The organism is Roseibacillus ishigakijimensis (assembly GCF_016595415.1).
Taxonomy (GTDB): Bacteria; Verrucomicrobiota; Verrucomicrobiia; order Verrucomicrobiales; family Akkermansiaceae; genus Roseibacillus; species Roseibacillus ishigakijimensis.
The window spans coordinates 1-20,407 of sequence record NZ_JAENIO010000055.1 but is presented as its reverse complement, the minus strand read 5'-3'; the positions used below and the strand labels follow the sequence as shown (position 1 = coordinate 20,407).

Here is a 20,407-nt window from a genome sequence, read left to right as displayed (position 1 = left end):
GTGATTGCCCTGGCTGCGGTGATGCGCGAGCTCCCAACGGAGATTGGTGGCGGGGCCTTCGCCCAGGCAGTCGAGGACGTGTGCGATGAGCCCTTCGTCGTCGGGCAGCTCTCCTTCCGGCGGGCGCTGGGGGACTTCCACGAGGAGATGGAAGTGATTGGACATGATGCAGTAGGAGATGATTCGGAGGTGGTAGAGTTTTTCGTAGAGGCGCATCAGGTGGTAGAAGCGGGCCTTTTCGGTTTCGCCGAAGACGAAGTCGCGGTTTACGACCCGGGACACGCAGTGATAGTAGGCGACGGGATGGGATTTCGGGGCCAGGAAACGACGTCGACGCATGGAGCGAAGGTAGCGAAAGCGCAAGAGTCGTCAAGTTTTCTCTAAAAGGGGACAGGTAATATTTAGAAAAGGACACGTTTAGTGAACGTAGCCATTTTGACTTTTTCTTTCTAGTTTGCCACTTTTCCTTAGCGCTACCTGGCCTCGGTTTTCGCGATTTCCCAAAGGTCGTTCATTTCCTCCAAGGTTGCCTCCTCCAGACCAATCCCTCTTTGCTGCAGTCTTTTTTCCAAGTAGGCAAAACGCTTCTCGAATTTGACGTTGGTTCCTTCCAAAGCGACTTCGGGATCAATTTTGAGCTTGCGAGCGAGATTGACCGTGACGAAGAGGAGATCGCCAATTTCTTTTTCGAGCTCGCGATGGGCATCTTCCCCCCTCTCGACGCGCGCAAGCTCCTCTTTCACTTCGAGGAGCTCCTCCTCGATTTTGCCGACGATTCCTTGGGCGCTGGACCAATCAAAGCCAACCTTGGCGGCCTTCTTCTGGAGTTTGTAGCCGCGCAAAGTGGCGGGCAGACCGGCCCCGACACCGTGTAAATAGGGCTTTTCCTCCGCACCTTTTTCCGCCCGCTTGATTTCCTCCCATTGCTTGAGCACCGCGGAGCTATCGCCCGCCTGATTTTTCCCATAGACATGGGGATGGCGGCGAATGAGTTTGTCGCACACCCCTCGGGCCACTTCATCAAGGTCGAAGCCCTGCCGTTCGCTGGCAATTTCGGAGTGGAAGACCACTTGCAGGAGGACGTCTCCAAGCTCTTCCTGCAAATTTTCGTCATCGCCACTGCGAATGGCGGCGACGACTTCGTAGGCTTCCTCGAGAAGGTTGGAGACGAGGGACTCGTGGGATTGCTCGGCATCCCAGGGACAACCGCCGGGCGCTCGCAAGCGGTGCATGATGGCACGGAGACGCTCAACTTGACGCCCTTTCTCCTGACAAGAGATCATTTCCTCATCGGTCATGAGGGCCTTGATAGCGCAATGAGCACTCGGGGCAATCCTTTGTCGTGAAGACGCTACTTCTTACTCGCCTTCTGCAAAATCTGGCGCTCGTCCTCGGTGAGGGAATGAAGACCGTGCTCGTTGATTTTATCCAAAATGCGATCGATGTCCTGGTGAGCGGAGGGAGAGAGAGAGCTGCGCGGTTTCAGCTTTTGCTCATAGACCCGTTTCTTGCCGGGAGCTTTCTTTTGACGACTGGTCTTGCGCTTCCTCCCAGAAGAGGAACGAGGTCCGAAGACATCTTCGACCACGCCCCACTGACTGAGGTGACCGGCCCGCCGCATCCACCAGAGGGCAAGGTAAACCACCGCTACCAAGGCCAGGCAGGCTCCCCAGTTGCGATAAAAGGCGTACTGTAAAAAGGCGATGGCCACAAAGGCGACCGCGAGCCACTTGATGGGAAAACCCAGCAACAGGGTGGGAGCATTGGGCATCATGGCAATGGCCGCAACGAAGACGGCGAGATGGGGTAGGTGGGACCCTACCAAGTAGCCATCAATTCCCAACATATCCGCCAGCACCACCACGGTAGCGGGAGTGAGCATGACTGCGAGCAGCAGGCGGACATACCCGGCCCGACCTAACGCGTTCTCCACCATACCACCAAAATGGTAAAAAAAGTAGAGCCCCAGCAAGAGCCAGACCGAGGGGGGAGCGAAGAACGGATAAGTCACGACTTGCCAGACCGCCCCGTTCACAAACTCGCTGGGAACGAGGGCCGAGACCGGAGCAATTTTTTCTCCCAGAATGACGACCGCCAGCATGCCGACAAGCTGCAGCAGAATCACCAATCCGGTGATGTGGATGGGAATCTTGCCAATGTGAAAGAGCGGGGGCTGCCAGTGGCCACCACCCATCCCAAAGGAACCGCTGCCGTAACTGGAATTCATTGCTCACTGATACCACCTGCCCGCCCTCCCCACAAGCGGGAGGACGAGCGAAGCGAAAAGGAAATCAGCGCAGCAAGTTCCAGGCGCAGACCAGAGCCTTGACCCCGGCCATCTCGATGGAGGAATCCACCCCCGCACCCCAGACTATTTGACCAGAATCCTTGCGCAGTTGCACGTAGGCGGCAGCATCCGCCCCGGAGCCACCCCGCACCGCATGGGAGCGGTAGTCGGTCAGGACAAAGTCCTTCCACCCGCATTCCTCCATCGCGTGCACGAAGGCATTGATGGGGCCATTGCCGATGCCTTTGAGTTCGTGCTCCTCGCCCTCGCGGCTGACCTTGGCCACGCAGCCGACCTCGCCCCGCTGGCCCACATGGTGGTCGAGCTCGTAATCCAGCAGAACCAGTTCGGTTTCCACATTCAGGAACTCCCGACGGAAGGCTTCGCCCACTTCGTCCACCGACAATTCGCGGCCTTCCTCGTCGGCCAAATCATAGATGCGCTTACCCACCTGCGGGTGCATGGTTTTGGGCAAATCGAATCCGTGGTCCTTGTCCAGAATATAAGCCACTCCGCCCTTGCCGCTCTGGGAGTTGATCCGCACGATAGACTCGTAGCTGCGGCCGATATCGACTGGGTCGATGGTCAGATAGGGAACTCCCCAAGGAGTGTCCGGCCCCTCCTTGGCCCGACGGTCGAAGCCTTTTTTAATGGCGTCCTGATGACTGCCGGAGAAGGCGGTAAAGACCAATTCGCCGGCATAGGGTTGGCGCTCGGGGACCACCATGCGGGTGGTGCGCTCGTAAACTTCGCGCAAGGCGGGCAGATCGGAAAAGTCCAAACCACTGGCAATGCCGTGGGAGTTCATATTCAAGGCCACGGTCACGATATCGAGGTTGCCCGTCCGCTCGCCATTGCCAAACAAGGTGCCTTCCACCCGGTCGGCCCCCGCCATCAGACCCAGCTCGGTAGCGGCCACGCCCGTGCCCCGGTCATTGTGGGTGTGCAGGGAAACGATGACCGAATCGCGACGCGGCAGATGGCGCGACATCCACTCGATCTGGTCGGCGTGCACATTCGGGGTGGTCCACTGCACGGTGTCGGGCAAGTTGATGATCATCTTGCGATCGGGGGTCGGCTCCCAGATGTCGATGACGGCGCTGCAAATCTCCAGGGCGAAGTCCAGTTCGGTATCGGAAAAGGACTCGGGGGAATACTGCAGCACGACCTCGGTCTCGGGAATGGTCGGGACCAGTTCCTTGACCACACGGGCGCCTTCCTCGGCAATTTTGCGAATGTCTTCCCGACTGGCATCGGAAAAGGTCACCCGTCGCTGCAGGGTGCTCGTCGAGTTGTAAATGTGCACGATGGCCCGGCGAGCCCCCTTGATGGCCTCGAAAGTGCGCTCAATCAAATGGCGCCGGGTCTGCACCAGCACTTGCACGGTCACATCCTCGGGAATGCGATTCTCCTCGATGAGGCGGCGCAGAAATTGGAACTCGGTATCGCTGGCGCTGGGGAAACCCACCTCAATCTCCTTGAAGCCGATGCCAACGAGCAGGTCGAACATTTCCAGCTTTTCCTCCACCGACATGGGCACCGGGAGAGCCTGGTTGCCATCACGGAGGTCCACCGAGCACCAGAGCGGGGCACTCGTGATTTCGCGGTCCGGCCAGGTGCGATCCGGCAGGTCCACCTTGGGAAAGGGACGGTATTTGGCAATCGATTCGATTTTCATCAGCTTGGTTTCTTCTGAGGTCAGTTCTTGGTGAACCCGTTCCCTTTGCCAAGCGCCAAAGTCGTCCTTTTTCCCATCGAGAGTGGGGAAGAGAAAGGACCGTGACGTTGAACAAAAAAATCTCACCACCCGGCCACTAGGCAAGGAGGAGGAGCAAAAGGAGCTCAAGGTTCAACATCACGGGCCGAGGGCTAGCGGAAAGCCCGCCCATTGTCGAGGTCTATTGGCAAAATATTGCCACTTTTTCTCTCTCACCCGAATCACTCAGCTCCTGTAACTAGAAAATCGCAAACATCGAAAACAGAAACAGTTAACCAATTACACTATCGAATCCGAAGTGAAACCATTGCCCTCTTTGAGAGTTGTCCATCAGGAAGAAAGGGAAACTTGGCAAAGGAAATGCTCAGAATCTCCCCGTTCGACGAAAGGTCAAAAAGGCAATTTTTATAAAAAATTAGACATTGACGACGAGGTCTAATTTTAGCAAAAAGTGACAATCCGTGAAATTTTCTCTCAATCGATAGAAGGTTTTACCTAGACCATACTGAATACCGACCATGAAACCGACACTCCTCTTAACCCTCCTTGCCCTGGCCCAAGGCTCCCTTTCCGGGCAGAGCATCAGCATCAACTTCGGCGCGGAACGAACCGAAGGACAACCCGCCGACACCAACAGCGCGGTAACGGAAGAAGGCAAGCTCTCGGGAGCCCTCCCGATTGCGGGCAATTTGTGGAACAACACCACAGGCGGAACGGGAACCTTGAGCGAAGTCATCGACAGCACAGGCGCCACCGTGCCGGCAACAGTGAGCTGGTCCGCCAACAACACTTGGTTCACACCCTCGACCGGTGCGACCGCAACCTCGGAGAATGGCGACCTCACCAATGGGTATCTGGATGACAGCGCTCCCGGCTGGACGGTGAACATCGACTCCCCTTACCTCCTCAATGACATTTACCTCATCACCGGTCACAATCAGAACACCACCCTGATGCCCCCTTTGGTCAATGGGACTTACTACAAGGGGGATGGCACGGGAACAATTCCAGCAGCGGGTTCCGGGGACACTTACCCCATCGATCTTTTCTCCACTGGAGACACCCTCTCTGAAAGTTCGAACTATTTGAAAATAGTCGCCCAACCGGGAGTGAGCCTCTCCGCCGTGCGCGGCTCGACGCGAGCCGCCTTGGCCGGCCTGCAAATTGCAAATGCTTACGAAGGCACCCTCTCCTACTGGGACGTCAACGGGGCAACCGCTGGCGGGGGCAACAATGACGGCAGCTGGACGGACTCCAACTGGAGCAGCGACGCGAGCGGAGCCTCAGCAACCGGGAGCTGGACTCCCGGAAACGCGGCCGTGCTGGCCGCTGGAAACGACCAGAACACCGATTTGGAAATCACCGTCAGCGGCACGCAGGAAGTGGATGCCATCTGGGCGCGGGACTACGGGGCGGTGATCGACTTTTCCTTGGTCGGTGGGACCATCGATATGACGGGAGGCCTCGCTCTCCTGCGTGCAGACGGAAACACCTTTCTTTACATGGACACCACCGTCCTGGCTGACGACTTGAACACTTCCGGCTTGGTGGCCTTGTTCCAACCCGCCACCATCACCGGGAAAGTCACTAGCAATGGGCTCCTCGATCTGGTCTCGGATCAGACCTTTCCCGAGCTTGCCGGCTCCGGCGATCTCACTATCGGAATTGGGTCCACTCTGACCTTGGGGAACGGCAATGACAGCTCTTTCTACGGAGACTTAAACGGCTCGGGCTCGCTCGACAAAGTGGGCGACGGGCGCTTCACCCTCGGAGCGGGGGAAGGCGACTTCGACGGCCTGGTCACCATCTCCGCCGGGGAACTGGCCCTGGCCGGCACCCGGACAGTGGATTGGGAGCTCGCGGGAGCGGGCACCTTGGTCAAATCCGATGGCGGCACCACCACACTCACCTTTGCCCCTTCCCACACGGGCGCCATCGCGCTGGAGGGTGGCACTCTGGCCTACAACTTTACCGATGCCGCCATCTCTGGTAAAACCATTACCGCTGCCGCCGGCTCAGGACTGACCCAGACCGGCACCAGCTCGCTGACCCTCACCAACACCACCCTAGCCAGCGCGGAAACTCCCGTGACGCTGAGCGCGACAGGAGGTGAGCTTATCCTCGGCAATGGCACCACCGCCTTTGCAGGCAATGTCAACCTAGGCAACGGCAATCTCCTCGTGGAAGACGGAGCCAGCCTCACGGCCAACTATCTGAATATCGGAGCAGGCGGGAACACCAGTGCGATCATCAATCAGACTGGCGGCACCATCACCATGACGGCGGGTGGCAATGGCATCCGCATCGGTCACTGGGCAGGCCCGGGACGCGAATACAACCTCACGGGAGGCACCCTTGATGCCACGGCGATGGCCGGCAACAGTGGCGATGCTCGCTACATCAACATCGGCTGGGATGGCGAAGGAGACATGATTGTGGGAGGCGGCACCTCCCCAGCCCTCCTTCAAGTCCCCGGAATCGACCTGGATGGAAAAGGAAACACGGCCTCGGTCTCGGCCTCGCTCACCATTGCCCCCAATGGACGGGTCGAAGTGGGCTCCCTCGGCTCCCGCAACGCGGGAACGGATGACACCATCATTCTCTCTGGCGGCACCTTGGCCGCGACAGCGACCAGCACCTGGACCTCTTTGCTGGAAGCGACCGACGGCACCACTTCCAGCATCGAAGTCGCGGACGGACTGGTGGCCACCCAAAGCGACGACTTCTTCGGCACCGGCACGATTAGCAAAACGGGCGCGGGCACTCTCACCCTCGACTACAGCGAGGTTGGCAGCTTCGAAGGAACCCTTGCCGTCGACGAGGGCACTCTGCGCATCAATGGCGCCAGCAGCGGGGCCGGCCTCGTTGCCGTCAATGCAGGAGGGGATCTGGCGGCCGGAACCACGAGCACGCCTGGAATCGGTGAGCCGCTGGAAGTCGACTTCTCGGCCGGCTCCACCTCCACCTACCGCGTGGGAGGAGCCACCTCCGACTTCCTTTCCATCTTCGACAACAATGGCTTCACCATCAGCGGAGCTCACGAAGTCCAGATTCAGCCTCAGCGCGGCCTCACCGTTGGAGAAACCTTCAGCATCATCGGCTATGATGGCTCCATCCAGGGTCTGGGATTCTCCGCCCTCTCCGTGAGTTCCTCCAACCCCCATTACAGCTACAGTCTGGTGGACAATTCCGCCGCCTCCACGGTGGACGTCACCGTGGATTCCTTCACCGAAATTACTTGGACTGGAGGGGTGAACGACATCTGGGACAACAACACCACGATGAACTTCGATGACGGAGCCGGCTCGAACTTCTATGACTCCGATGTCGTTAACTTCAATGACCTGGGAGCAGAGGAAACCGTCACCATCAGTGGCTCCATTGCTCCGGCGGTGGTCAAGCTTAACAACACAAGCGCCACGAGCTACACCTTCCAAGGCGATCCCATCTCTGGTAGCGGCAACATCGTCAAGACCGGCGATGGCAGCGTCACGTTCCTCAACGACAACACCTTGACCGGAACCGTTGAGGTGCAGGCCGGCACCCTCCAGCTGGGCAACGGCGGGACCACCGGTTCCTTTGCCAATGCCAACGCCATCACAGTGGCCGAGGGAGCCCAGCTCATTATCGACCGTTCAGATGACTTGACCACCACCTCGCCCTTCACTGGCGGTGGCCTCGTGATCAAGGAAGGCAACAACGTCTGGACCCCGGGAGCGCGAAACTCGACCGACTTCACCATCAATGGCGGCACTCTCTTCGTGCGGAGCGGCGGCTGGGCCACCCCCTTCGCCACCGATCGGACCATCACCATCAACACGGGAGCCACTCTGAACACCGCCGTCCACTCCTTGGGCGGACTGGGCGGAGGGGGCATCCCCGGCGAGGTCCACCTCAATGGTGGCACCTGGTTCTTCCAAAATGAGCAATACGCCAATGGATTCCGCATGACCGGCGGTCTCACCACCGGCCCGAGCGAGATTCGCACCACTGGGGGCAATCCTTGGATTTTCGAAGAAAGTGCCGCTGGATCCACCATGGCGGCCCGCATCAACATGGTGGGCAACAAGACCTTCCAAGTCGCCGACGGCGCGGCCGAAACCGATCTCCTCGTCACCGGCAACATCACCAACAACGGAACCCTGACCAAAGCGGGCCCCGGCCTGATGGTGCAAAGCGGGGGCACGGTGAGTGGCGGAGTCGGCTTCAATGTGCTGGAGGGCACCCTGCGCCTGATGGGCACCAACACCCACACTGGCGACCACGCGGTGGGTGATGACGCCGTCCTCGAGCTCACCACTCCCAGCCTGGATGACGAGTCCAGCCTCAGCATTGGCGAACTGGGAGAGGTCAAGCTCGACTTCGAAGGGACCGACACCATCGCCCAACTCACCATCAATGGAGAGAACATGGCGGCGGGAAGCTACGGTGCCTCCGGCTCCGGCGCGGACAACATCGACGACAACCACTTCTCGGGAACAGGCATCCTGCTGGTCTCGCCCCAAGACGACTACGTGGTGTGGGGAGCCGCACAGGGCTGGACCTTCGGCGAGGCCGGAACCGCCCGCGGGGAAGACTTCGACGGTGACGGCTTCAGCAACGAGCTCGAATACACCTTCGGGCTCGACCCGGTGGTGGCCAGCACCAGCCCCATCGTCGAGCCTCTCAGCGCCGATGGACTGACCTTCAGCTACACCCGGCGCAACCCCGCCCTCACTGGCTTGAGCTTCGTGGCGATGACCTCGACCGATCTGGAAGAATTCACCCCCGACACCGGAGCAGTGGAAACCGTCCTCTCCACAGAGGGTGCGGTGGAAACGGTCCAAGTGACCCTCTCCCTCACCGACGAGCCCAAGCTCTTCGCCCGCATCGTAGCCTCTCTGCCCGTGGTGGCCGAGTAAGGGGCCTTCGCAAAAGAATCTGCCTGGCAATCCATAAAAGCCTCCGCCCTTGGTCGGGCGGGGGCTTTTTTACTTTCAGCCCGCTTGAAAGGGCGGTTGCCCCGGGCAGAAATCGCATTACAATCGCCGCTTTCGTGCAGACGCAATCGCTCCAGCTGCAGCCGCTCCCCTGGCACCATTCCCCCTTGGACGTCTTTCAAGGGCTGGCCCATCTGCGCCATCTGGTCTTTCTCGACTCCGCAGGCAACCTGCCCCGCAATGCCGCCGCGCCCTGTTCCCTCTTGGCAGCCGATCCGGAGGAAATCCTCACCGGCTCGCTACAGGTGCCCGCAGATTTTGCCTCCCTGGCCGCTCGCTACCGGGAGACCTTGCACTCCGGCCCCGACCGAGGTCTCCCGCTGGGAGCGTGGATGGGCACTGTCGACTACGACGGCCGCTTCTGGTTCGGCCTCTATCGCCATCTCCTCCTCTACTCCCACCTGCACGGGGATTGGTTCGAAGTCGGGGGCGAGCGCCTCTCCCGGCAATTCGATCCTGCGGCGGGAGAGATACCCGTGGCCGAGCTGGGGACCTGGCGCAGCAACTTCACCCGGGAGCAATTCGAGGCAGCCGTAGCCCGGGCCCAAGACTACATCGCGGCGGGCGACATTTATCAGGTCAATCTCGCCCAGCAGTTTACCGCTCCCCTGCGCAAAGGGCGGCTTCTTTCCTATTACGAAAAACTCCGCAGCCGCTCCCCCGCCCCCATGGCAGCCTATCTTGATACGGGCGAACGGGAAATCCTCTCCTCCTCGCCCGAGCTCTTCCTGCGCCTCTCGGGCAACCGCATCGAGACCCGCCCCATCAAGGGCACCCGGCCCCGCTTTGCCGACCCCGCCCGGGACCTGCGCTCCTCCCACGAGCTCCGCACCTCGGAGAAGGAGATGGCCGAACTCCTCATGATCACCGACCTCCTGCGCAACGATCTCGGCCAGTTGAGTGAATTCGGCAGCGTGCGGGTGGAGGCTCTTGCCCAGCTCGAGTCCCTGGCCCAGGTCCACCATCTCGTTTCCACCGTCTCCGCCACCCTGCGGCCCAACATCGACCACCTCCAGGCCCTGGCCAGCTGCTCGCCCGGCGGCTCCATCACCGGCGCTCCCAAGAAGCGGGCTTGCGAGATCATTGCCGAGCTGGAGCCCTCTCCCCGCGGCCTCTACACCGGTTCCATCGGCTACTTTGGGCTCAATGGCGAATCGCAGTTCAGCATCGCCATCCGCACCCTGGTGGGCGAGAAGGGCCTGGCCCACTACCACGTCGGGGCCGGAATCGTGGCGGATTCCGTCCCGAGTGCCGAGTATGAGGAAACCCTGCACAAGGCGGAAGGGCTGCGCCTCGCCCTCTCCTAGCGAAAACTTGCTCCTGGCGGAAATTTCTGGAAAAAAAAGGGCCCGGCCCGGCCGCTGGAAATGGGGCGCTTCCTTTGCCAATTTTCTCTTGAAAAATGGACGAAGTGACTAAGATTCCGCCCGTTTACCTTGTATGGGCCTGTGCCTTTCGAGAACGAAAAACTGTTAACCTATGATCGACGTCAAGAACCTGACCAAACGCTTCGGGCCCAAAGTGGCCGTGGATGACCTATCTTTCACCGTTAACAAAGGCGAAGTGCTGGGATTCCTCGGCCCCAACGGAGCCGGCAAATCCACCACCATGCGCATGGTGACCGGCTTCTTCCCGGCCAGCGCGGGCTCGATTGAGATTTGCGGAATCTCCATGATCGACCAGCCTGAGGAAGCCAAGCGCAAGATCGGCTATTTGCCCGAATCCGCCCCCCTCTACAACGACATGACGGTGACCAGCTTTCTCAAGTGGATCGCCGAGATGCGGGGCCTCACCGGCGGCGCCCGCAAGGAGGCCGTCGACCGCGTGATCGAGACCTGCTTCCTCGAGAGCGTGGCCAAGCAATCCATCGACACTCTCTCCAAGGGTTACCGCCACCGCACGTGCCTGGCCCAATCCCTCATTCACGACCCCGAGGTCCTCATCCTCGACGAGCCCACCGACGGTCTCGACCCCAATCAAAAGCAAGAGGTGCGCAAGCTCATCAAGAAGCTGGGCGAGGAAAAAGCCGTCCTCTTCTCCACCCACATCCTGGAAGAAGTGGAAGCCGCCTGCTCCCGCGCCGTGATTGTCGATCGGGGAAAAATCGTCGCGGACGGCACCCCCGGCGAACTCAAGGAAAAAGGAAAAGGCTCCCTCTACGAGCTCTTCCACCAAGTCACCACAGGCGATGCCGACATGGCCGCCTGAGCACCTGTAACGCGAACCAACCGAATTTTTTTTCGTCATGAAATCCATTCTTTCCATCTATAAACGCGAGCTGGCTGCCTTCTTCACCCAGCCCACGGCCTACGCCATCATCGTCATTTACCTGCTCCTCTCCATGGGGCTCACCTTCACCTTCGGCGGCTTCTTCCGCATCGGAGACGCCAACCTCGCCTATTCCCATTTTTACTGGAATCCCTGGCTCTTCATGCTGCTTGCCCCCGCCATCGGCATGGGCCTGTGGTCCGATGAGCAGCGCACCGGCACCATCGAGCTGCTGGGCACTCTCCCGACCTCCACCTGGTCCGCCATTTTGGGCAAATACCTCGCCGCCGCCACCGTCTGCCTGCTGGCCATCGCCCTGACCTTCACCCTCTGGATCTCGGTCAATCAACTGGGCGAGCCCGACAACCTCACCATTTTCTCCGGTTACCTGGGCTCCTTCTTGGTCTGCTGCACTTTCCTGGCCATCACCATGCTGGTTTCCGCCTTCACCCGCGACCAAGTGGTCTGCCTCATCGTCTCAGTCGCCATCTGCGTCTTCATGGTCATGATTGGCTTCGATGCCGTCATCATCGAGATCACCAAGGCCCTGCCCGAAGGAGGCGTGGAGCCTCTCGTCGCCTTCGGGGTGTGGGATCACTTCAATTCCCTCATGCGCGGAGCCTTCCGTCTGCAGGACTTCATCTGGTTCGCCACCACCATCGTGGCTTCCCTGCTGGGAACTTCCGCCATCCTGACCGCCCGCCGCAGTTAACCATCTCTTTCCTCACAGTTCTCAACCTTTAGAAAAACAATGAGTAGCCAAACAAAAGCCCACCATCCGGTCTTGACCACCGTTCTCGGCATTGTCGCCCTCGTTCTCATCGCCTTCTTCGCCAATTGGCTGGTCTCGCTGTCCACCATTGGCAATCGCACCCTCGATCTGACCGAGGATAAGGTCCACACCCTCACCCCCGGCACCAAGGCCATCCTGGAAGACCTCAAGGAGAGCGAAGCCGAAGTCGTCATCAACTACTACGCCACCCGCGACGCGGAGTTCATGCCCCGCAATCTGGAGCTCTACATGAAGAAGGTCGACGGCCTTCTCAAGCGCTACCAGTCCCTGGCTGGGGACAACCTGCGCATCGTCAATCTGGACCCCAAGCCCGATACCGATGCGGAAGACTCCGCCAATCTCGATGGCATCGCGGGCCAATCGATCAACGGAGAAAACCTCTACCTGGGATTGAGCGTCTCTTTCCTCGATGAGAAAGCGGCCATTCCCTACCTCGCCCCCGAGGCCGAGACCCAGCTGGAGTATCAACTCTCCTCCGCCATTGCCCGGGTAGCCCGCACGGATCGCCCCACCTTGGGCATCATGTCCGCCCTCCCCCTGGGCGGCGGTCCCGCGATGATGCCCGGCCAGATGCCCGGCCGCCCCTTCGTCATCTATCAGCAGCTGCAGCAGATGTATGAGATCAAAGACCTCGGTATGACCCCCACCGCAGCCGACCTCGATGGCTTGGCCGCCGTCCTCGTCATCCACCCGGCAGGCATCAGCGAAGAGACCGAATACCGTCTCGACCAATACCTCCTGGCAGGTGGCACCATTGTGGCGGCGCTCGACGCCTTCTCCATCACTGCTCAGCAGACCGGCGGAGGCAATCCCATGATGGGGCAAGCCGGCACACCCACCAGCTCCACCTTTTCGGACCAGCTGCTGGATTCCTGGGGAGTGCAATTCGTCTCCCACGAGGTCGTCGCCGACGGCAATTACCGCACCCAGTTCCGCGATGGGGCCTCCACCTCGGCCCTCTCCCTGACCCGCGATGCCCTCCCGCAGAAGGACAACCTCATCACCAGCAACCTCAACAACCTTTTCTTCGTCCTCGCCGGAGCCTTCACTCCAGAAGGCAAGAAGGGCCTCGAGCACACCTCGCTGGTGCGCACCACCCGGCAGGCCGGCTTCGTTGACGGCATGAGCGCTTCCCGGCTCGATCCCCGTCTCCTGGGAGCCATCCGTCAGGATGACAAAGCCTACGATCTCGCCCTCCACGTGCAGGGCCACTTCCAGACCGCCTTCCCCGACGGAGATCCCACCGAGGTGAAAGCCGAGGAGGAAAACACGGAAGAAAACGAAGAAGAAAGCGCGGTCGCCGAAGCCGCAGAAGCAGAGGAAGCCGCAGACGAGGAAAAGCCCGCCGGCCTGACCGAATCCTCCACCCCCGGCAACGTCTTCCTCATTGCCGACAGTGACTTCATTGGCGACAACTTTGCCTATCAGCAGGTCTTTGGTGGCATGTTCGCCCCCCAGGGGGACAACGTGGCCTTCTTGCTCAATATTCTCGATCAAGTGACCGGATCCAAGCACCTCATCGGCTCGCGCTCGCGCAACGACAGCCGCCGTCCTTTCACCGTCATCCAGGACATGGAAACCGAGTTTGAACAAAAATTCGGAGAAGAACGGGACAAAGCCCAGAACGAACTCGATCAACTGGGAGAACGCCTGCAGGAACTCATCCAAGCCCAGCAGCAGAACGGTCGCGTCGCCCTGGAAGGCGAAGTGAAAGAGGAATACGACAAAGTGGTGGCCAAGCAGGTAGAAGCGCGCCAAGACCTCCGCGAACTGGAGAAAGACCTGCGCCGCAAAAAGGACCAGCTAGCCACCCGCTACACGTTGGCCAATCTCTTCATCGTGCCCGGCATCGTCATCCTCATTGGATTGGCAGTCTTTCTCAAGCGTCGCCTGGCCACCTCCGCCCGCTAACCCCACCCCGTGAACCCTGATTTCTGAACCCCTTACTGATCACAAGATATGAGCAAACGATTCGTTATCATTCTCTGGTCTCTGGTGGCCGTGCTGGCCCTCTTGACCTTCATCGTGAAAGCCACCTCCGGCAAAGGCAGTGAAAGCCCGACCCAGCTGGAGGCCGGGGCCGTTCTCTTGCAGAAGCTTCCCCTCGCCGACGTGACCACCATCGCCATCGAGGGAGCCCATGAGACCTTGACCCTGCGCAAGGACGAAAACCAATGGTCAGTCGCGGAACGCGATGGCTACGAGGCGGACTTTGCCAAACTGGCCCGTCTCCTGCGCTCCCTCACCGAGGCCAAGGTCACCCAGAGCCGCGCGGCCGGCACCGCCTTCAATGCCCGCTTCGGGATGGACGGAGAAGCCGCCAACCAAGAGGACCACGGCTATCAAATCTCCTTCCGCAGCGGAGATGGCAAGGACTTGGAAACGATCTTTGTCGGCAAAAGTGCGGCCGGGGAGAACGCCAGTGGCGGACGCTACGTGCGCCTCGCCAGCGAGCCTGAAGCCGTTTACGCCATCAACGACACCCTCTCCGATCTCACCGTCGACGCCACCCAATGGCTGGCTAGCGACTTCATCCAGGTGGAAGGCATCAAGTCCATCGCCTTCACCCCGGGAGAAGACGACACCATGGAAGCCTGGAGTGTGAGCCGGCCCGATGCGGATAGCGACTTCCAAATCGCCGATCTCTCCCCGACGCGGGAAGTGCAGGAAGACCAACTCTCCCGACTCAAAAACGCCCTCTCCGCTCCTCAGTTCGAAGATGTCGTGAGCGCCGAGAAAGCCACTCAAATCCGCGAGCCTAACAAACAACGCCAACTGGTTATCAATACCTTTGACGGCTTCCAATACACCCTCGACTACTCTCCGCTGAAGGCTGCCAACGCCGATAGCGAAGCCAGCACGCCCCAGGCGGGAGATTTCGTGGTGAAGCTCAAGGTCAGCGCCGAGCTCCCCAGCGAGCGGGAAAAGGCCGAGGAAGAAAGCGAAGAGGAGGCCAAAGCAGCGGATGAAGCCTTTGCGACCCGCCGCCAGGAGCTGGAGGAAAAACTCGCCCGCGAGCAAGCCTTCACCAAGCATCACTACACCTTGGCCGACTACACCCTCTCAGCCCTCAATGTCGGCTTGGGCAGTCTTGCCAAACCCGTGGTGAAGAGCGAAGCCATCGCACCCACTGTAACCCCCGCGCAGCCCGGCCCGCTCGCCCCTGCCGAAGAGCCTGCTTCCGTGACCACGCCCCCCATTCAGGTGCCCGCTCCGGATTCTCCCGCTCCCGGTTTGGACCAGGAAGCCGGCGAGCCAAGTGAAGAAGAGGAAGATTCCTCTCTCCCCCCACAGCCCCGCCCCGAAGCCGACGACGACCAAGAGCCCTCCACCGAGGAGAGCGCTCCTCAAGCCGACGCCCCCCGCGACCTGCTCGAAGAGATTGCGGACGAAGACATTCGGCAAATTGTCGAACAAGTCCGCAACGAGGAGGCGAGCCAGGACCAAGACCCTGCGGAAAGGGAAGAAAAGGAAAAGCCTGACACAGGGAATCCCGAGGAAGCAGAAACTCCCCTCCCCAACGCGGAGAAATCCGAGTGAGAAGGCACCATCATTGGACCAGAGAAAAGCTGGAGTTGATTTTAAAAAAGCCGGGGTCCTGCCCCGGCTTTTTTTATTTTCTGGAAGGCCTTCTCACTGACCCCGGGGGCGCGGCCAAGCCACATGAATGTGGGTGCTATGACCCGGATCGCCCGGCCCCAGGGTTTCGGTCGCCCCCATATCCCGGCAAAGCCGCATGAACTCCCGCCAATAGGGAGAACCGTAGCAAACTCGCACCCCATTGATGCGGTTCACATCGAAGGCAACCCCGAGATAATGCCGCGAGCGCGAGCTATGCGAACTCCCGGCCAAGGAAGTGACATGGAACTTGTAGCCCTTGTCAGCGAGCACCTTCAAAGCCCGCAACATCTGCGGACTCAATTTGGTATACCCCCCGGGGGCACGGCCATAGGAGCTGCAGGCCGCCGGCATGCCTGCTGCCGTTTGCCTGATATTGTCCAGAGCGGTGGCATTGTCGCGCTTACCACTAACATGATAGTTGGCGAATTCAGCATTGGGATGGGCCAAAAGGGCGGAGGCCAGACGGGCGCGCGAACTACGGAACGGCGAGTAGCTGATTCCGCTTTTGCTCATCCCGCCCTTGCTATCTCCGGCCGAACAACCGACCGCCACCACTGTGGCCAAGGCCAGCAAAAGCGAGAAAAGGAGGGAGCAATTTCGTTTCATCACCCCACCCTAGGCCGAGTCCCCTACCAGCCGCAATGCCACCGACAGTCATCACAGCAGGAAGAGGAACAGGCAGAAAGAGGATTGCCATTGCCTCGCCCATTGGGCAAAAAGCCCCCTCCTCCATGCCCACCGAGCCCATCGTCACCACTGCCACCGTCACGTCTGAACGCGACGAACGCACCGTCTCCCTCGCCCTGCGCAATGGCAAAATCACCCTGGGTCACCTGGCCAAAGCCAGCCTCTCCCTCCGCCCCCTGCTCACCCCCGGCACCCGGGTGCAGGTCGAGATGACCTCCTTCGACTTTGAAAAAGCGCGCATCGTCAAAGTGCTGGAAGATTAACCGCCAAATTTCCGACGAGGACTCTCTCCGGCCAGCCTCTCAGCCCTCAGGTGAGAACGTCTTTCTGCAGCTGCCGAAGGTTATAGATGCGCTCCGGCTTGGGAACCACCTCCAGCCCCTTGAGCGGACGCGCGCCATCCTTGCGAGCCGGAGAAAAATGCTCTCGCGCCGAATGGAAGACCGTTTCGATAAAATCCCGCGACCCCAGAGCCGCTCCGTCAGTGAGATACCGGACCCGGCAGCGCAGATAGTCACTACGCTTCAACCGCCCGCCCGTGCTGAGAACTTGCAAGGCTTGTTCGCGGGAGAGGCCTCGACGGAAGAACCGCGCTCTCCCGCCGATCTCCTCTTTCCCCAGCTCTTCCTCGCGCTCGAACGGCGAATAAGGAACTCCGAAAAGATAGCAACGCCAACGCTCCAAAGCTTCTTTGGGCGGACAAGTCACCACCCAGTCACTTGTGCCGCCCTCCTTTCCTGATCCCTTCACCCGCTCGCGGGCCTCCCCGGTCATTCCAACGTCAAAGGAATTGAGCCACTGCAGAGCCGCCCGCGCCTGCTTACCTCCTGCAACCGCCTCGGCATAACCACCCCAACGATAATCCTTAGGATCGTCGCAAATGCCTGCCCGCACCGGATTCAGGTCAATGTAAGCGGCCATGGTCTTGAGCGCAGCCCCTTTTCCTTCCACCAGAACGGAGCGAAAACGGTCTTCCCAGAGAGTCCCCCGCCGGTTGTAGCGACCGTTGAACCACTGCGTGAAGCGCTGCTTGAGCACCTTCATGTAACGACTGATATCCCACATGCGACTGAGCCATTTTTCGCGCAATTCCTCGGCCGCTTTCGTATTTCCCTGCTCGCGATAGAGAGAGAATTCCCATTCCAGCTTGGTGGCCTCCCCCTCGCCGAGACACCGGCGCACATGAGCGACCAACCCCGCCTCGTCCGGCAATTTCTCCTCGGCGGGACGCTGCGGAACCTCGACGAGAACGTGAAAATGGTTGGACATCACCACATACGAGAGCACCCGCAGACCATAGAGCTTTTCGTAGAGGCGCATGTAGCGCACAAACTGTTCTTTCTCAGCCTCCCCCAGCAAAAACTCCCGCCCCACCACACGCGAAACACAATGATAGTAAGCGGCGGGGTGATTCTCCGGAGCCTTGATGCGAGGGCGTCTCATGATGGTGGGAGGCTAGGGACAAATAGCGCACGCTGTCAATTTCCGTTTTTAAGGGTCAGGCATTTTTATGCGGGCATTTTTATGCGGGCGACGGGAGAGGACGCGACGACCGCCGCCAACACCGCGAAGGGAGTGGCCGAGGGGAGCGATTGGCGTGCGAAGAATGAGCCGCAAGAGCCGACCATCGAGGCCCAACGACCGCCCCACGAACAACCAGCGCGCGTAGTGACGGCGCGGCTCGTGCGAGGTGCGTTTTCATCGAACCGGCGAAGCCGCTGGCAGCACCTCACCAGCACGGGACGTGACGGAACGGGTTTGCTCTTTGACCGGGTGGTCTCCGCTTCTGCGACAGCGTTGGGGCGTAGACTTGCCTTTTACTGTTCTCAATCAGCAAGTGCTATCGTTGGGATATTGCCATATCCAGTTCCTGCAAAGTCTTCTCGGATTTCGTCGAACCCAGTCTTTGTTTCACCACTCAATAAATCGTCAATCTGAGTTTTCATGTCTGCATCATCGACCTTGACCTTGATCTTGTTAAGAGCCGCTGTGACTCGCGCATGGGCATGGTTGTCCGCAAGGAAGGCCCGCATGCGTCCTTCCGGATTCAGCACTTCGTGCATGATGTGCTTGTCAACAGTGCCCGCCTCAAAACGAGTCACGAGTTTCTCGATCGCAGACATGTAGTTCCCGGCATCCAGAGCTTGGAGTGCCGACACGACAAGCCTCTGTGTCTCCTCCCCTCCTTCAATAGCCTCAAAATTGTCGATGATGTTGTCCCAGTCCGTTTTGCATTCGTTTTCAACGAATGCAAAATCTGGATCTCTCTGTAGCCTTGAAAAAGCGTTGGGGTCATCTAGTAAGTGTAATTTTTTTCCGGTTACTAGCTCCAGCTTTTCGTTGATTTCTGTCATATCGTATTGTGCCCCTTGAGCTCTGATTTCATAAGTGGCGAGTGCGCTCAACAGCACAAGTAAGGTAAGTATTTTTTTCATGATTGTTACGGGTTATATTTCCTAAAGCGAGCTGGCCCTTCAGGAGTCGCCGGGTCTTCTTCATTGTAGTAGGCATTTCTCAAATCCGCTTTTCGGTTCACTTCCGTTGCACCTGCGTTAATCCAAGCCCCGTCATATCCAATGATTCCTGTATGTCCGGTGCCTCCGGTAACACCTCTTGCGATCACCCAGCCAGGCTGGGGATAGGTTGCCCTGGCAAGCAGAGTCCAATTTGGAATATGTTTGGGATTTGTTTCAGACCACTGGTTTGCGATCGGGTAATGCTTTCGGAAAGGGTTGTTGCCATTGATTTTGGGGACGGTGGCTCCTCCGTCGGTTGCCTTGTCTCCAACGAACTGGTTGCACTTCCAAGAACCTGCTTTGAATGGAGGGTTAGCCACGGCTTTGGCGTAAGCCTTGCTCCCCAAATTCCTTTTGGCTTCGTGTCTTACATCGATCTGCCACTGCTCATCGACGACTCCAAAACAGTCGTTCTCATCCTTCTTTTTCGCCGAGTGAGGATCGTCCTTCTTCCGCTTCAGGAAAAAGTCTTGGCCGTCGATGGTCGCTTTGACCTCGTAGATTCCTGCGTCCTCAGGCTGGGCCGTGAAAGTGTGACCTTGCCCGTCCTGGTAGGCTGTCCAGGCGCTATAGGTTCCATCCCATTTCAGGACGCGCCAATGCCACTGAATCTTGTCTTCCAACAAGAGAGGGGCATCCGGCAAACCGGGTGACAGGCGGTAGCGAACCGTATCGGTTTTCTTGACGACCAACCCATCCTCTGGTGCGGCTGCCTCGCCTTCCTTTGTGACGCTTATGTCCACCGGCAGGAGGAATTCACGGGTATTTGTTTGGATAAGGTCAGTGAACATCCCCTGACGGTTCAGGTTGAGATTTGTAGTTTGTTCCACAATTTCCCCGGATAAAGAAGTGGTTCTTCCTCTGGGAATGCGCAGTCGCTCAATCGCTCTCCCAAGTAGAATGACTTCATGTGGAGCTGACAAATCTTCTGAAAAGTGCAACCAAGTCCGATGGGTCTCAAGGTTTTCCGACGCAGGCTGCGCAACATTGATCCTCAATTGGGTATGATGCATCCTATGGACGTGACCGGTATCGTTCCGTCCCAAATAGACACTTCGAGGAACCGTAAAGGGTTGCCAGCCCTCGTCTATGTCTGATTGTCCAAATCCTACATTTGCCATCGCAGCTTGGTTGAACGATTGCCACGTATTTACCGGAATAAAGTAATCAATCGCTTTGAAAGTGCTGTCATAATTCGCATGACTCTCTCCCCCCGGATACATATAGGCAGCGGTCCCAGTGTCGACAGTTCCAGTCCAAGATAAACGACCCTCCTCCGAGATAATGGTAACTGGGAACTCAGTAGTAGTCACTGGGTAGGAGTCAGGATCTTGGTCATCGGGGATGCCATCGCCATCGCTGTCCGCCAGTGTTGGATTGGTGGCGGCTTGTTCGACCTCCTCCCGATCCGTCATGCCATCGCCATCGGTGTCGGTCTGGTTGGGGTCGGTTCCGAGATAGTTCTCCAGGCTGTCGGAGAGGCCGTCGAGATCGGCGTCGGGCCCCGGGGGCAGGCCGCTCAGGCCCTCGAAGCGGAGG

At 59.1% G+C, this 20,407-nt stretch carries 14 protein-coding genes and 1 pseudogene; 7 read left to right on the top strand and 8 right to left on the bottom strand.

Annotated features, from left to right (window positions below; translation table 11 throughout):
* The 4 genes from JIN78_RS15500 to leuA all read right to left on the bottom strand — a co-directional run.
* A partial coding sequence (locus JIN78_RS15500) for a transposase (RefSeq protein ID WP_200392907.1) occupies positions 1-339 on the bottom strand: 339 nt, incomplete at its 3' end.
* A gap of 134 nt (positions 340-473) precedes the next feature.
* Complete coding sequence (mazG, locus tag JIN78_RS15495; protein WP_200392906.1) at positions 474-1,298, bottom strand: nucleoside triphosphate pyrophosphohydrolase; 825 nt, start codon at positions 1,296-1,298, stop codon at positions 474-476.
* Between the two features lie 53 nt (positions 1,299-1,351).
* On the bottom strand, positions 1,352-2,227 hold the full coding sequence (locus JIN78_RS15490) for a rhomboid family intramembrane serine protease (RefSeq protein ID WP_200392905.1): 876 nt from the start codon (positions 2,225-2,227) through the stop codon (positions 1,352-1,354).
* A gap of 64 nt (positions 2,228-2,291) precedes the next feature.
* Positions 2,292-3,965, bottom strand: a complete 1,674-nt coding sequence (gene leuA / locus JIN78_RS15485; RefSeq protein ID WP_200392904.1) for a 2-isopropylmalate synthase — start codon at positions 3,963-3,965, stop codon at positions 2,292-2,294.
* A 557-nt stretch (positions 3,966-4,522) separates the two neighbouring features.
* On the opposite strand from leuA, the gene JIN78_RS15480 reads away from it, so the two are divergent.
* The 6 genes from JIN78_RS15480 to JIN78_RS15455 all read left to right on the top strand — a co-directional run bounded on the left by JIN78_RS15480 (position 4,523) and on the right by JIN78_RS15455 (position 15,584).
* Positions 4,523-8,905, top strand: a complete 4,383-nt coding sequence (locus JIN78_RS15480; protein WP_200392903.1) for a beta strand repeat-containing protein — start codon at positions 4,523-4,525, stop codon at positions 8,903-8,905.
* Positions 8,906-9,039: 134 nt separating this feature from the next.
* Entirely contained in the window at positions 9,040-10,290 is a 1,251-nt protein-coding gene (gene pabB / locus JIN78_RS15475) for an aminodeoxychorismate synthase component I (RefSeq protein ID WP_307833014.1), read from the top strand.
* Positions 10,291-10,462: 172 nt separating this feature from the next.
* A complete protein-coding gene (locus JIN78_RS15470) occupies positions 10,463-11,191 on the top strand; it encodes an ABC transporter ATP-binding protein (RefSeq protein WP_200392902.1) in 729 nt (242 codons plus the stop codon).
* A 37-nt stretch (positions 11,192-11,228) separates the two neighbouring features.
* Positions 11,229-11,963: an ABC transporter permease subunit gene (locus JIN78_RS15465; RefSeq protein WP_200392901.1), complete on the top strand. Its 735-nt coding sequence runs from the start codon at positions 11,229-11,231 to the stop codon at positions 11,961-11,963.
* Positions 11,964-12,002: 39 nt separating this feature from the next.
* On the top strand, positions 12,003-13,955 hold the full coding sequence (locus JIN78_RS15460; RefSeq protein WP_200392900.1) for a Gldg family protein: 1,953 nt from the start codon (positions 12,003-12,005) through the stop codon (positions 13,953-13,955).
* A 48-nt stretch (positions 13,956-14,003) separates the two neighbouring features.
* Positions 14,004-15,584, top strand: a complete 1,581-nt coding sequence (locus JIN78_RS15455) for a DUF4340 domain-containing protein (protein WP_200392899.1) — start codon at positions 14,004-14,006, stop codon at positions 15,582-15,584.
* Between the two features lie 93 nt (positions 15,585-15,677).
* Here the strand turns inward: JIN78_RS15455 and JIN78_RS15450 are convergent, their stop codons facing one another.
* The gene (locus JIN78_RS15450) at positions 15,678-16,271 is read right to left on the bottom strand and encodes a hypothetical protein (RefSeq protein ID WP_200392898.1); all 594 of its coding nucleotides are present in this window, start codon (positions 16,269-16,271) and stop codon (positions 15,678-15,680) included.
* A gap of 35 nt (positions 16,272-16,306) precedes the next feature.
* On the opposite strand from JIN78_RS15450, the gene JIN78_RS15445 reads away from it, so the two are divergent.
* Complete coding sequence (locus JIN78_RS15445; protein WP_200392897.1) at positions 16,307-16,615, top strand: hypothetical protein; 309 nt, start codon at positions 16,307-16,309, stop codon at positions 16,613-16,615.
* A 46-nt stretch (positions 16,616-16,661) separates the two neighbouring features.
* On the opposite strand, the gene JIN78_RS15440 is transcribed toward JIN78_RS15445, so the two are convergent.
* The 3 genes and pseudogenes from JIN78_RS15440 to JIN78_RS15430 all read right to left on the bottom strand — a co-directional run.
* The gene (locus JIN78_RS15440; protein WP_200392895.1) at positions 16,662-17,795 is read right to left on the bottom strand and encodes a transposase; all 1,134 of its coding nucleotides are present in this window, start codon (positions 17,793-17,795) and stop codon (positions 16,662-16,664) included.
* Between the two features lie 383 nt (positions 17,796-18,178).
* A complete protein-coding gene (locus JIN78_RS15435; RefSeq protein ID WP_200392894.1) occupies positions 18,179-18,787 on the bottom strand; it encodes a hypothetical protein in 609 nt (202 codons plus the stop codon).
* Between the two features lie 5 nt (positions 18,788-18,792).
* Positions 18,793-20,407, bottom strand: a pseudogene (locus JIN78_RS15430) (thrombospondin type 3 repeat-containing protein); the annotation flags it as partial.

Coding starts and splice junctions, on each gene's coding strand:
- mazG (WP_200392906.1), bottom strand. CDS start 1,298: ATGACCGATGAGGAAATGATCTCTTGTCAGGAGAAAGGGCGTCAAGTT.
- leuA (WP_200392904.1), bottom strand. CDS start 3,965: ATGAAAATCGAATCGATTGCCAAATACCGTCCCTTTCCCAAGGTGGAC.
- JIN78_RS15455 (WP_200392899.1), top strand. CDS start 14,004: ATGAGCAAACGATTCGTTATCATTCTCTGGTCTCTGGTGGCCGTGCTG.
- JIN78_RS15450 (WP_200392898.1), bottom strand. CDS start 16,271: ATGAAACGAAATTGCTCCCTCCTTTTCTCGCTTTTGCTGGCCTTGGCC.
- JIN78_RS15470 (WP_200392902.1), top strand. CDS start 10,463: ATGATCGACGTCAAGAACCTGACCAAACGCTTCGGGCCCAAAGTGGCC.
- JIN78_RS15460 (WP_200392900.1), top strand. CDS start 12,003: ATGAGTAGCCAAACAAAAGCCCACCATCCGGTCTTGACCACCGTTCTC.
- JIN78_RS15440 (WP_200392895.1), bottom strand. CDS start 17,795: ATGAGACGCCCTCGCATCAAGGCTCCGGAGAATCACCCCGCCGCTTAC.
- JIN78_RS15435 (WP_200392894.1), bottom strand. CDS start 18,787: ATGAAAAAAATACTTACCTTACTTGTGCTGTTGAGCGCACTCGCCACT.
- JIN78_RS15490 (WP_200392905.1), bottom strand. CDS start 2,227: ATGAATTCCAGTTACGGCAGCGGTTCCTTTGGGATGGGTGGTGGCCAC.
- JIN78_RS15445 (WP_200392897.1), top strand. CDS start 16,307: ATGCCACCGACAGTCATCACAGCAGGAAGAGGAACAGGCAGAAAGAGG.
- JIN78_RS15480 (WP_200392903.1), top strand. CDS start 4,523: ATGAAACCGACACTCCTCTTAACCCTCCTTGCCCTGGCCCAAGGCTCC.
- JIN78_RS15465 (WP_200392901.1), top strand. CDS start 11,229: ATGAAATCCATTCTTTCCATCTATAAACGCGAGCTGGCTGCCTTCTTC.